Below are 12,059 nucleotides of genomic sequence, written 5' to 3'. Positions count from 1 at the left end.
CTTCCCGGACCCCGGAGACCCAGGACTACATGTCAGGAACTGCCTTACGGGGCGGTCTTGACGGTGATCTTCTTGGCGATGATGTCGGCCTTGGCCTTCTCCACCGCGGCGATGAGGTCGGTCATCTCCTTGTACTTCGGGTTGGAGTCGGCCAGGCCGACGCCGTCCTTGTCCAGACCGTAGCGGATCTCACCGGTGGTGGGCTTGCCGTCCTCGACCGACTTGATCAGGTTGAAGACGGAGTCCGAGACGTCCTTGGTGACCGAGGTCAGGATGGAGTCCTTGTACTTCGCCAGACCGGCCTGGTTGTACTGGTCGGAGTCGACGCCGATGGCCCACTTGCCCTTGGCGGACGCGGCCTCGATGGCACCGGAACCGGCCAGACCGGCGGCGGCGTAGATCACGTCGGCGCCCGCGTCGAGCTGGCCCTGCGCGGCGGCCTTGCCGAGGTCGGGCTTGGCGAAGCCGTCGAAGTTCGGCGGCTGGGTCAGGTACGCGGAGAGCACCTTGGCGTTCGGGTTGGTGTCCTTGACGCCCTGGGCGAAGCCCGCCTCGAACTTCTTGATCAGCGGAACCTCGACACCGCCGATGAAGCCGACCGTGCCGGTCTTGGACGCCTTGGCGGCGGCGACGCCGGCCAGGTAGGAGCCCTGCTCCTCGTTGAAGACCATGTTGGCGACGTTCGGGCCGGTCACCGAGGTGTCGTCGATGATGCCGAACGTGGTGTTCGGGAACTTCGGCGCGACCTTCTTGATGGCCGGGGCGTAGGCGAAGCCGACGCCGATGACCGGGTTGTTGCCCTTGCGGGCCAGCTCGGTGAGGCGCTGGACCTTGTCGGCCTCGCCCTCGCCGTCGGTGGGCTCCGCCTCGGCGCCCTTGATCTTGAGGTCCGTCTCGGCCTTCTTCAGACCGGCGTAGGCGGCGTCGTTGAACGACTGGTCGCCGCGGCCACCGATGTCGTACGCGATGGCTGCGGACTTCTGGCCACCCGACTCCGAGGGGGAGGCGGCAGCGTCAGAGGACTTCTTACCGCCACAGGCGGTGGCCGAGAGGGCCAGCGCCGCGGACGCGATGCCCACGGTGGCGATCCTGGTGATCCGGCGCAAGGGGAGGCTCCTTAAAAACCTGACCGAAGCGCCACGACCGGCGCTGGTTTCGCGGCGATCGTAACGCGCGTAGATGTCAGTTAAAGGCCCGTTCATGAGTCGTTATCGGATCGTCGCGAACCGGACAGTGACCGATCGGTAACTGCCAACGCGTCCAGCCCTTGTGTACCAAGGGCCGGACGCGTCCGACGGAAGGCTCGCCGATGCTGTAAGGAGCGGGACCCGATCGCTACCGGGAAGGCAGCGTACGGCGGCCGTCGATCAAGGCGGCGGCCGTGAAGAACTCGACGCCGACGGCGATCGCGTCCTCGTCCACGTCGAAGTCCCCGCGGTGCAGATCACGCTTGGCGGAGTCGCCCGGGGCCCGCACGCCCAGGCGGGCCATGGCCCCCGGGACGTGCTCCAGGTACCAGGAGAAGTCCTCCCCGCCCAGGCTCTGCTCGGTGTCCTCGACCGACTCGGCCCCGCATCGGGCCCCCATCGCCTCGCGCAGCAGCTCGGTGATCACCGGATCGTTGACCACCGGCGGCACGCCGCGCACGTGGTTGATCTCGAACTTGGCCCCGTGCATCGTCGCGATCTCGTCGATCGCCGCGTGGATCATGTCCGGCGCCTCGTGCCAGGCCGCCAGGTCCAGGCACCGAACGGTTCCGGACAGCTCGGCGTGCATCGGGATCACGTTGCAGGCGTGCCCGGCCTCGATCCGGCCCCAGGTGACGGACATGCCCGAGCGGGCGTCCATCCGGCGGGCGAGCAGGGCGGGGGCGTCGACGGCCACCCGGGCGGCGGCGGTCACCAGGTCGGTGGTGAGGTGCGGCCGCGCCGTGTGCCCGCCGGAGCCGGTGAGGGTGACCTCCAGCCGGTCGCAGGCGGAGGTGATGGGGCCGGGCCGCAGTCCGATCCGGCCGGCGTCGACCCGCGGGTCGCAGTGCACGGCGACGATCCGGCCCACGCCGTCCAGCACCCCGGACTCGATCGCGTCGGTGGCACCACCGGGGAGCACCTCCTCGGCGGGCTGGAAGAGCAGCCGCACGGGCCGCGGCAGGAGACCCTGCCGGTCGAGCTCGGCGAGGACGAGGCCGGCGCCGAGGACGACGGCGGTGTGCACGTCGTGGCCGCAGGCGTGGGCGCGGTCCGGGAAGGTCGAGCGGTACGCGACGTGCGTCTTGGTGTCGGGAATGGGCAGGGCGTCGATGTCCGCGCGCAGGGCCAGCATCGGCCGGCCCCCGTCCCAGGTACCCACGTCACAGATCAGGCCCGTACCGGACTTCAGGACCCGTGGTCGGAGGCCGGCTTTCTCGAGCCTGGCCTTGATCGCCGCGGTGGTGCGGAATTCCTGGTGCCCGAGCTCGGGGTGCATGTGCAAGTCCCGGCGGAAGGCGATCAGTTCGGTGCGCAGGTGGTCCGGAAGTTTGCCGGGCAGCTCGGGCCGGTCGGACGCGACGGGCTGGAGGGTCTGGGACTCGCGGGACATCAACTGGTTCACCCGTTGAAGGGTAGGCGCACGGATGGGTCAACTGGACGGGGATCACGAAAAGTTCATGCCGTTAGGGGAAAGAAACCCAGCCTCTGGACGCATGACCGGGTGAGCCCGGGGGTAAACTCGCGCGCTCATCCGGCCCCGGGCGCCGCCTGGGCAGGCAGTCTGTGCACATCACGGGCGGTGTCGGTGACCCCCGCGAGGAAGCTGCGGGCGCGCGGGGGCGCGGAGCCGGTGAGCCAGGCCGGGTCCACATCGCATACGGCGACCGTGACACCTGTACCGGTCAGGGCGTACGGCAGGGTGTGGACGACCGTGGACGGAAAGCTGAGGATCGTCCGGCCGACGGGACCCCGACGGGCGATCAGTTCCAGTGGCAGGTCCGGGCGTACGATCTCCAGCCCGGTCGCCCGGCTCAGCGCGCGCAGCTTCTCCGGGGACTCGCGGCGGTGGGCGAAGTAGCGGGTGGCGCCGTGCTCCAGGGCGAGGGAGCGGACCGCGTCCAGGTAGCGGTCGGGGTCCACCACGCCGGTCTCCACGAGCGAGGATCCGACGAGGTCGGTGCCCCTGGTCAGCCGGGGCGGGCCGAAGCGGGCGCGGGTCCAGGCGAACTCGTTGGCCCGCAGGGTCATCCCGCCGCACGGGGCGACCGGCATCGAGGTGAACAGCTCGACGCGGCGCTCCGCCCCGCGGCCGGCGGCGCGGTCCGGGACGAAGTGGCGCCGGGCGGCCGCCGAGACGGGCGCGTACGCCAGCTCGCGGACACGGCCGGGCAGTCCTCCGCCGCCGACCCGGTGCCAGCGGACGAGGCGTTCGCCGCGGGCGGTCTGCGCGACGAACTCCATCGTGGCGGTGCCGTCGTCGACCACGACGAGTTCCTCGGAGCGCACCAGGGTGAGCAGGAGCTGGACGTAGCGCGAGAAGGGGTCGCCGATGACGACGGTGCGCGCCGCGCGGACGTCGCCCGCCAGGGCGGCGAGCGCCCGCAGCGGTGCGAGGCGGCTGCCGCGCGCCTCCTGCCACTGCACGTCGCACCCCTCGTCCCGGGCCAGTGCCGCCATCCGGCGCAGCTGGCCGCGGGACATGGGGTCGGTGGGCGGCAGGACGACGATCCGCAACGGTGCGAGCGTGCCGGCCGGGCGGGGGCCGGGCTCCGCCGCCCGTCCGGCGGCGCGGCGCCCGCGCTGGCTCGGTACGCCGTCCAGCGGTCTGTCGGCGGTGGTGCCGCGCGCGTACGCCCATTCCAGCGTGTTGAGGAGTTGGACCGGACTCTCGACGAACGCCAGGGTGGAGGCGGAGGTGCTCACACGTACTCCTTCGCGTGGGGCGGTACCGGTGCGCCGGACGACGGCCGGGGGGTGTCCGGTGCCGTGGAATGCAAGGCGGAGGAGGGAGCCCACGCGGAGCGTCGGCGACCGACGACAACGCGGCAGGCCGCGGTGCCGGGCGGCCCGGGCCCGGCCCTGATCCGCCGGGCACCCCCTAGACCGAGGCCAGCTCGCCGCGGACGCGGCGGAGCTTCTTCATGGGGCCGAGCTCGGAGTCGTAGACCCGCTTGATGCCGTCGCCGAGGGCGGTCTCGATGGTGCGGATGTCGCGGACCAGGCGGGCCAGGCCGCCGGGCTCGACGGAGGCGGCCTGGTCGGAGCCCCACATCGCGCGGTCGAGGGTGATGTGACGCTCGACGAAGGTGGCGCCGAGGGCGACGGCGGCGAGGGTGGTCTGCAGGCCCGTCTCGTGGCCGGAGTAGCCGATCGGGACGTTGGGGTACTCCTCGCGCAGGGTGTCGATGACCCGCAGGTTGAGCTCCTCGGCCTTGGCCGGGTACGTCGAAGTGGCGTGGCAGAGGAGGATGTTGGCGCTGCCGAGGACCTCGACCGCGTGGCGGATCTGCTGCGGGGTGGACATGCCGGTGGACAGGACGACGGTCCGGCCGGTGGCGCGCACGGCGCGCAGCAGTTCGTCGTCGGTGAGGGAGGCGGAGGCCACCTTGTGGGCGGGGACGTCGAACTTCTCCAGGAAGGCGACGGCCTCGGTGTCCCACGGGGAGGCGAACCAGTCGATGCCGCGCTTGGCGCAGTGCTCGTCGATGGCGCGGTACTCGTCCTCGCCGAACTCGACCCGGTGGCGGTAGTCGATGTAGGTCATCCGGCCCCAGGGGGTGTCGCGCTCGATGTCCCACTGGTCGCGCGGGGTGCAGATCTCCGGGGTGCGCTTCTGGAACTTCACGGCGTCGCATCCGGCCTCGGCGGCGGCGTCGATGAGGGCGAAGGCGTTGCCGAGGTCGCCGTTGTGGTTGATGCCGATCTCGCCGACGACGTAGACGGGGTGGCCGGGGCCGGCGGTGCGCGCTCCGAAGGGACGCAGGCGCGGGTCGGGGAGGGAGGTCGTCATGGCAGGGGGCGTCCTTCGGTGCGGGGGTGTACGGGGGGCGTGGGGTGTGGGCCGGGGGTCGGCGGGGGCGCCGGGGCGCGGGTCGAGCAGCGGGGCGAGGAGCCGGGCGCGGGCCAGGTCGTGCGGGTCGTCGACCTCCAGGACCCGGGCGGGGTCGGTGGGGACGGGCACGGTGCGGCCGAAGAAGCGGTGGCGGGCGGTGCGGAAGCCGGCGGCGTCCATGGCGTAGGCGGCGCCGGTCTCCAGCAGGTCCTGCGGCCGGTCCTGGCGGCGGGGCCGGTACGCGGGGTCGTGGTTGACGCCGGTGCCGGAGCCGTCGGGGTCGTCCCGCCAGAGGAAGCCGTGGAAGGGGGCCACGGTCAGGGCCGAGTCGGCCGCCCCGGAGGCGACGGCCAAGGCGACCGACTCGACGTCGGAGGTCGTGAGGAAGGGGCTGGTGCACTGGACGAGGAGGACCACGTCCACGGTGAGCGAGTGCAGTTCCTCGAAGGCCGAGAGTGCGTGCAGGACGGCGGCCTCGCTGCTGGCGGTGTCGCCGGAGATCGCGGTGGGGCGGGTGATCACGTCGGCGCCCGCGGCGCGGGCGGCCCCGGCGATGGCCTCGGAGTCGGTGGAGACCACCACGTCGGTGACGGTGGGCGCGGCCCGGCAGGCCAGGACGGCGCGGGCGACGAGGGGGGTGCCGGCGACCTCGGCGAGGTTCTTGCCGGGGACCCCCTTGGAGCCGCCGCGGGCGGGGACGACGGCGAGGACCCTCACAGCTCCCCCAGCCTGCGGATCACCGGGGCGACGCGCTGCACCCCGTGGCGGTACACCCCGCGGGCGGCCTCGCGCAGGTGGGTGCGGAGCCGGCGGCGCAGCCGGGACTCCCCCGCCTCGGGCCGTGCGGCGCCGGGCCGGGGGGTGCCGTCGGGGGCGAGGCGGTGCCGGGCGAGGATGCCGGGCAGGTATCCGGGGGCGGTGGTGAGCGTGTAGTAGGGGGCGGGCGCGGGCAGCCGGGCGGCGGCCAGCAGCCCGGCGACCTTGGCGCGGGCGAGGGCGTAGGGGTCGTGGGTACGGGGGTCGTGGGCGTCGGAGCCGTGGGAGGCGGCGTCCTCGCCCGCGGCGGGCCCGGCGCTCGCTGCGGCCGCCGGGCGGACGCCCTGGGCGGCGAGCCAGACCGGGTCGCCCTCCGGGAGGAGTCCCGCGTCGAGCTGGTCCCACGAGGCCAGGCAGCCGGAGCCCAGGAAGTGGTGGTTGCCGAGGGCCTCGCGGATGCCGAGGTCGGTGAGGACGGCCGTCGGGATGGAACGGTGCAGGGCTTCCAGGGCTGCCGTGGAGGAGACGGTGACCAGCAGGTCGGCGCCGTCCAGTACCTCGCCCATGTTCCCGTAGACCAGGCGGCAGTTGGCGGGCAGTCCGCCGCGGACGCGCTCGGCGAGCCGCTGGTAGGGCTGCTCCTCCAGGTGCGTGGTGTGTTCCCCGGGCTTGCTGCGCAGCTTGATCAGCACCTCCCGGCCGGGGTGCTTGCGGGCGTGGCCGACGGCCCGTTCCAGCAGGTAGGCGCGGTCGACGCGGCTGTCGGGCACGGAGGGCTGCACGGCGAAGACCACCGTGTGGGCCCGGCTCCCGGCCGGCTCGTACGGCGCCCCGCCCAGGAAGGGCAGCGCGGTCTCGGTGACGGCGCCGGCGTCCGCGCCGACCCCCTCGTACACGGCGCGGAAGCGCTCCGCGTCGTGGCGGGAGTTGGCGAGGACGAGGTCGGCGCCGTGCCGCAGCAGCAGCCCGTCGGCGAGCTTCTCGTACACGACCCCGACGTATCCGGTGACGAGTACGGGGCGCCGGGCGGGGGCGGGCCACAGGGCGCGGGCCCCGTGCAGGACGGCCTGGACGGCCCCGCCGACGAGCGCGAGGACGACCACGTCGTAGCGCTCGCGTTCGATCTCGGCGAGGAACTCGGCGCAGGTCACCTCGGCCGGCCGGGCGGCCCCCACTCCCACCTCGCCGAGCTGGCGCGCGGTGGGCGTGGCCCGGCCGCGCAGCAGGTATCCGGTGAGCTGGTGGTCGGGCACGAGACGGCGGGCGGTGGTGGCGCCCCATTTCCATCTCGTGTCGGAATCGGCGAGTACGGCGACGCGTTTGCGTTCTGGCACGCGGCAGAAGCTATTCCGCGTTTTCGGTGATCGGCCCAACGAACGCACAACAGCGGGTTAACAAAGCGTCGACTGAATGCGAAAGCGTACGGGTTAACCCGCCCGCCCCGCGCCGTTCACATGAAATCCGTGTCCGGGCCACGGTGAATGCCGGGCGGCGTCCTAATGTCTCGCGGGTGCCCAAGCTCTCTGTTGTCGTGCCGTTCTACAACGTCCGGACCTACGCGCCGGACGCCCTGCGGAGTCTCGAACTGAACGCCCGGGAGGACTTCGAGTTCCTGCTCGTCGACGACTGCTCGACGGACGGGACGGCGGACCTGCTGGAACGGGCGGCGGGCGAGCTGCCCGGGGCGGTGCACCTCAGACACGCGAGCAACGGCGGCCTCGCCACCGCGCGCAACACCGGACTGGACGCGGCCCGCGGCGAGTACCTCGCCTTCCTGGACGGGGACGACTGGCTGGCCCCCGGCCACCTGGCCCGGATGCTGGCCGCCATGGAGGCGCTGGGCTGCGATTTCATCCGTACCGACCATGTGCGCTGCACGGGCCGGACGCGGAGCGTGCAGCGGGTCCCCTTCGGTCCGCAGTCGGTCGTCGCCGATCCGCGCGGCGCGATCCTGCCCGCCGACCGGGCGACCTCGGTGGACTATCCGTACGCCTGGGCGGGCATGTACCACCGGCGGCTGCTGGAGCGCGGCCTGCTGCACTTCACCGACGGGCTGCGCACGGCGGAGGACCGGCCGTGGATCTGGCGGCTGCACCGGGAGGCCGATTCCTTCGCGGCGGTCGGGCTGCCCGGTGTCTTCTACCGGCGCGGTGTTTCCACGTCATTGACGCAGATCAGGGACGAACGGCAGCTCGATTTCATCCGGGCATTCGATCAGGTTCTCGCCGAGGTCGCCGCCGATCCGGAATCCGAACTCCTCCTGCCGAAATCCGTACGAACGTACTGCGCAATTATCGCGCACCATTTCGGATCCATCGAAAGGTACGAACCGGCCGTGGCAAAAAAACTCCGCCTGATGAGCGCGGCCGCGCTCGGCCGCATGCCCCAGGACGTGCTCGACCGGGTCCTGGACTCGATGGACGCCGAGCGCTCCACGCTCCTGCGCCGCCTGCGCGGCGGCCGCCGCACCCCGTCGGGGGCGACCGCCTGATGCTCACCCAGATCTTCCTGGCCTCCACCCTCTACGGCGCGGCCACGCTCGCGGCGGGCGTCGACGCGGGCTGCTTCCCGGCCGCGGGCCGCCGGATCCTGCTGACCAGCAATCACGCCGTCACCGCCGAGGTGGCCCCGGGCCTCGTCGGCGCGCCGGGTTTCGCCGCCCTGCGCACCCGGTTCGACGAGGTGCTCGACTGGAACGCCGTGATCGAGCCGCAGCACCCGAGCACCTGGGCCCCGCGCGCCGAGGACGTACCGATCTGGGAGCGGCACCTGCGGGCGCTGTGGGGCCTGGGCGAGGACCGGGTCGAGCTGGTCGTGGAGTCCCTCCAGGTACCGCCGGCCCAGTCCCTGTGCCGGCTCTTCCCCGGCGCCGCGGTCGACGTCTACGCCGACGGGCTGATGAGCTACGGCCCCACCCGCTTCCGCCTCGACCCGCAGCTCGGGATGCGGGTGCGCCGGGTGCTCCACCTGGACCTGGTCCCCGGCCTGCAGCCGCTGCTGCTGACGGAGTTCGGGGCGCGGCCGGAGCTGGTGCCCGCGGAGGCCTTCCTGAAGGTCCTCGCGGAGCTGCCCCCGCACGGTCCGGACCTGGACGGCGCCGGGGAGTCCCCGGCCCTGCTGCTGGGCCAGTACCTGTCGGCGCTCGACCTGATGACCCCGGACGAGGAGGAGGAGCTGCACGCCTCGATGGTCCGGGGCGCCTTCGCGCTCGGCCACCGGGAGCTGGTCTTCAAGCCGCACCCCGGCGCGCCGGCCGATTACGCCCGCCGGGCCGTGGCGGAGGCCGAACGGCTCGGCGCCCGGCTCACCGTGACGAGCAGCCCGGTCCTGGCCGAGACCCTCTACCGGCTGCTGCGGCCGGCGCTGGTCGTCGGCTGCTTCTCCACGGGCCTGCTGACCGCCGCCACGCTGTACGGGCTGCCCGTCGCGCGCACCGGTACCGGGGCCGTACTGGCCCGCCTGGACCCGTACCCGAACAGCAACCGGGTACCGCTGGTGCTGGTGGACGCGCTGCTGCCGGACCTGGCGGACCCGGAGGCGGTCCACGCCTGGACGCCCGCGACGCTGGAGCGGGCCGGAGCGGAACGGGCCGGGCTGCTGACCGCCGTCGGGTTCACCATGCAGCCGCAGATCCTGGCGGCGCGGCGGGGCGCGGCCGAGGCGTACCTGGCCGCGCACCTGACCCCGGGCACCTGGCGGTACTTCACACGGCGCCGGCTGACGGCGCTGGGGCTGCCCGGCGGGATCCCCGCCCAGCTGTCGTTCCTGCCGCGCAGCCGGACCGTGCGGCGCGTGGCCCGGACCCTGCGCCGGGTCCTGAACTGACGGCCCAGGGCGCTCGGCCGGCTCAGCCGACCGCGAGCTTGGCCGCGAACCCCAGGAACAGCACGCCCGCCGCCGAGGTCGCCCCGGCCGACAGCCGCTTGCGGCGGCGGAAGGCCTCCGAGAGGCGGGTGCCGCCGAATATCAGCAGCGTCAGGTAGAGGAAGCTGCCGGTCTGCAGCAGCCCGCCCAGGACGAGGAACGACAGCGCCGGGTAGGCGTAGGACGGGTCCACGAACTGCACGAAGAAGGACATCAGGAAGAGGATGGCCTTCGGGTTGAGGAGGCTGATCAGCAGGGCCCGCCGGTAGGGCCGCTCGGTCTCCGCGGGGTCGGCGGGGGCATCGGCCCGCGTCTCGTCCTCGTCCCGGCGCATGCGCCACAGCGCCCAGGCACCCCGCATCATTCCCACGGCGAGCCAGGCCAGGTACCCGGCGCCGAGGAACTTCACCACGGTGAACACCAGCGGGCTCGCGCGGAGCAGGGCCCCGGCGCCCAGGGCGGTCAGCGCCATCAGTACGGCGTCGCCGGTGAACACCCCGGCGGCGGCCTTGTAGCCCGTGCGCACACCGCGGCGGGCGGCGACGGACAGCACGTAGAGCGAGTTCGGTCCCGGCAGGAGAATGATCAGGACAAGGCCGGCGAGGTACGTCGGCAGATCGATGACACCCAGCATGTGCAGGAGTGTCCCATGAGGACACACCTGACAGTCCACCGTGTTTCAGCATGTGGAACCGGTGGGCTCGTACGTCCCCCACACCTCCCGCAGCGCCCCGCACACCTCCCCCACCGTGGCCCGCGCGCGCAGCGCCTCCTTCATCGGGTACAGCACGTTCGCGGTGCCCGCCGCCGCCTCCCGCAGGGCCGCGAGCGCCGCCGTCACCGCCGCCCCGTCGCGCTCCGCCCGCAGCCGTGCCAGCGCCGCGCACTGCCGCTCCTCGATCGCCGGGTCCACGCGCAGCGGCTCGTACGGTTCCTCACGCTCCAGCGCGAAGCGGTTGACCCCGACCACCACCCGTTCGCCGCTGTCGGTCTCCCGCGCGATGCGATAGGCGTTCCGCTCGATCTCCGCCTTCTGGAAGCCGGCCTCGATGGCGGCCACCGCTCCGCCCCGCTCCTCGACACGCCGCATCAGCCCGAGGGCCGCGGCCTCCAGTTCGTCCGTCATCCGCTCCACCGCGTACGACCCGGCGAAGGGGTCCACGGTGTGGGTGACGTCCGTTTCGTGCGCGAGGACCTGCTGGGTGCGCAGGGCGAGGCGGGCCGACTTCTCCGTCGGGAGCGCGATCGCCTCGTCGAAGGAATTGGTGTGCAGCGACTGGGTGCCGCCCAGCACCGCGGCCAGCGCCTGCACGGCGACGCGTACGAGGTTCAGCTCGGGCTGCTGTGCGGTGAGCTGGACACCGGCGGTCTGGGTGTGGAAGCGCAGCATCATCGACTTGGGGTCCCGCGCCCCGAACTCCTCCCGCATGACGCGGGCCCAGATCCGCCGGGCGGCGCGGAACTTCGCGACCTCCTCCAGCAGGGTGGTGCGGGCGACGAAGAAGAAGGAGAGCCGCGGCGCGAACTCGTCGACCGCCATCCCGGCGGCGAGGGCGGTACGGACGTAGGCGATGCCGTCGGCGAGGGTGAAGGCCACCTCCTGCGCGGGTGAGGCGCCGGCTTCGGCCATGTGGTAGCCGGAGATGGAGATGGTGTTCCACCGGGGGATCTCGGCCCGGCAGTAGCGGAAGGTGTCGGCGGTCAGCCGCAGCGAGGGCCCGGGCGGGAAGATGTACGTCCCCCGGGCGATGTACTCCTTCAGGACGTCGTTCTGGATCGTCCCCGTCAGCTGCGCGCCCGTGATGCCCTGTTCCTCCGCGACCAGCTGGTAGAGCAGCAGGAGGAGCGCGGCGGGCGCGTTGATCGTCATCGAGGTGGAGACGCGGTCGAGGGGGATGCCGTCGAACAGGGTCCGCATGTCGTCGAGCGAGTCGACGGCCACCCCGACCTTGCCGACCTCGCCGTGGGCGAGGGGCGCGTCGGAGTCGTGGCCCATCTGGGTGGGCAGGTCGAAGGCGACGGACAGCCCGGTGCCGCCGCCCGCGATGAGCTGCCGGTAGCGGGCGTTGGACTCGGTGGCCGTGCCGAAGCCGGCGTACTGCCGCATGGTCCAGGGCCGACCGGTGTACATGTTCGGATAAATCCCTCGGGTGTAGGGGAAGTCCCCAGGTACACCCAATTGGACCTGTGGGTCCCATTCCGTCAGATCGCCCGGTCCGTAGACCGGTTCGACCGGGATTCCGCTCTCCGTGCTGGCCATGTGACGAAGTCCTCCGTAGAGCAACCGGGCCCGGGGCTGATACAACCTTGCCCGCGCGTCGCTTCGTAAGGCTGCGGACGGTTGCTGGTCACAATGGCGCAACATCCCGGGACCCTGTGCAACTCTCCACGCGCGCCAGGCATCACCTAGATACACG

At 72.6% G+C, this 12,059-nt stretch carries 9 protein-coding genes and 1 pseudogene; 2 read left to right on the top strand and 8 right to left on the bottom strand.

Features of this window, described 5'->3' with window-relative positions; all coding sequences use genetic code 11:
* Positions 1–44 precede the first annotated feature (44 nt).
* The 6 genes and pseudogenes from NRK68_RS20960 to NRK68_RS20935 form a co-directional block, all read right to left on the bottom strand.
* Entirely contained in the window at positions 45–1,106 is a 1,062-nt protein-coding gene (locus tag NRK68_RS20960) for a BMP family lipoprotein (RefSeq protein WP_183066844.1), read from the bottom strand.
* Positions 1,107–1,335: 229 nt separating this feature from the next.
* Entirely contained in the window at positions 1,336–2,580 is a 1,245-nt protein-coding gene (locus NRK68_RS20955; protein WP_257857898.1) for an amidohydrolase, read from the bottom strand.
* Positions 2,581–2,717: 137 nt separating this feature from the next.
* Positions 2,718–3,893 carry a hypothetical protein gene (locus tag NRK68_RS20950; protein ID WP_257856408.1) on the bottom strand — a complete coding sequence of 392 codons (1,176 nt, stop codon included), beginning with the start codon at positions 3,891–3,893 and terminating at the stop codon, positions 2,718–2,720.
* Between the two features lie 175 nt (positions 3,894–4,068).
* Positions 4,069–4,980, bottom strand: coding sequence for an N-acetylneuraminate synthase family protein (locus NRK68_RS20945; protein WP_257857897.1), 912 nt, complete (start codon positions 4,978–4,980; stop codon positions 4,069–4,071).
* Between the two features lie 390 nt (positions 4,981–5,370).
* Positions 5,371–5,739 (bottom strand): annotated as a pseudogene (locus NRK68_RS20940) (acylneuraminate cytidylyltransferase family protein); the annotation flags it as partial.
* Positions 5,736–7,112 (bottom strand): DUF6716 putative glycosyltransferase, encoded by a 1,377-nt coding sequence (locus NRK68_RS20935; protein ID WP_183066847.1) that lies wholly within the window; start codon positions 7,110–7,112, stop codon positions 5,736–5,738. The gene NRK68_RS20935 and the pseudogene NRK68_RS20940, both read right to left, overlap by 4 nt.
* Positions 7,113–7,288: 176 nt before the next feature.
* On the opposite strand from NRK68_RS20935, the gene NRK68_RS20930 reads away from it, so the two are divergent.
* Together NRK68_RS20930 and NRK68_RS20925 are read left to right on the top strand one after the other, a co-directional pair.
* Complete coding sequence (locus NRK68_RS20930; RefSeq protein WP_257856407.1) at positions 7,289–8,269, top strand: glycosyltransferase family 2 protein; 981 nt, start codon at positions 7,289–7,291, stop codon at positions 8,267–8,269.
* On the top strand, positions 8,269–9,603 hold the full coding sequence (locus tag NRK68_RS20925) for a polysialyltransferase family glycosyltransferase (RefSeq protein ID WP_183066849.1): 1,335 nt from the start codon (positions 8,269–8,271) through the stop codon (positions 9,601–9,603). The genes NRK68_RS20930 and NRK68_RS20925 overlap by 1 nt, the downstream gene beginning before the upstream one ends.
* Before the next feature lie 22 nt (positions 9,604–9,625).
* On the opposite strand, the gene leuE is transcribed toward NRK68_RS20925, so the two are convergent.
* Both leuE and NRK68_RS20915 read right to left on the bottom strand, forming a co-directional pair.
* Positions 9,626–10,276: a leucine efflux protein LeuE gene (leuE, locus tag NRK68_RS20920; protein ID WP_183066850.1), complete on the bottom strand. Its 651-nt coding sequence runs from the start codon at positions 10,274–10,276 to the stop codon at positions 9,626–9,628.
* 45 nt (positions 10,277–10,321) lie between these two features.
* Entirely contained in the window at positions 10,322–11,902 is a 1,581-nt protein-coding gene (locus NRK68_RS20915; protein ID WP_257856406.1) for an acyl-CoA mutase large subunit family protein, read from the bottom strand.
* Positions 11,903–12,059 lie beyond the last annotated feature (157 nt).

This window comes from Streptomyces yangpuensis (assembly GCF_024666385.1).
GTDB classification, from domain to species: Bacteria; Actinomycetota; Actinomycetes; order Streptomycetales; family Streptomycetaceae; genus Streptomyces; species Streptomyces yangpuensis.
Note: the sequence above shows the minus strand (reverse complement) of the source record. Positions and strands in the feature narration are given on the sequence as shown.

Bases quoted from the DNA above. Each gene is read 5' to 3' on its own strand.
- NRK68_RS20945 (WP_257857897.1), bottom strand. From the start codon at position 4,980: ATGACGACCTCCCTCCCCGACCCGCGCCTGCGTCCCTTCGGAGCGCGC.
- NRK68_RS20955 (WP_257857898.1), bottom strand. From the start codon at position 2,580: ATGTCCCGCGAGTCCCAGACCCTCCAGCCCGTCGCGTCCGACCGGCCC.
- NRK68_RS20925 (WP_183066849.1), top strand. From the start codon at position 8,269: ATGCTCACCCAGATCTTCCTGGCCTCCACCCTCTACGGCGCGGCCACG.
- leuE (WP_183066850.1), bottom strand. From the start codon at position 10,276: ATGCTGGGTGTCATCGATCTGCCGACGTACCTCGCCGGCCTTGTCCTG.
- NRK68_RS20915 (WP_257856406.1), bottom strand. From the start codon at position 11,902: ATGGCCAGCACGGAGAGCGGAATCCCGGTCGAACCGGTCTACGGACCG.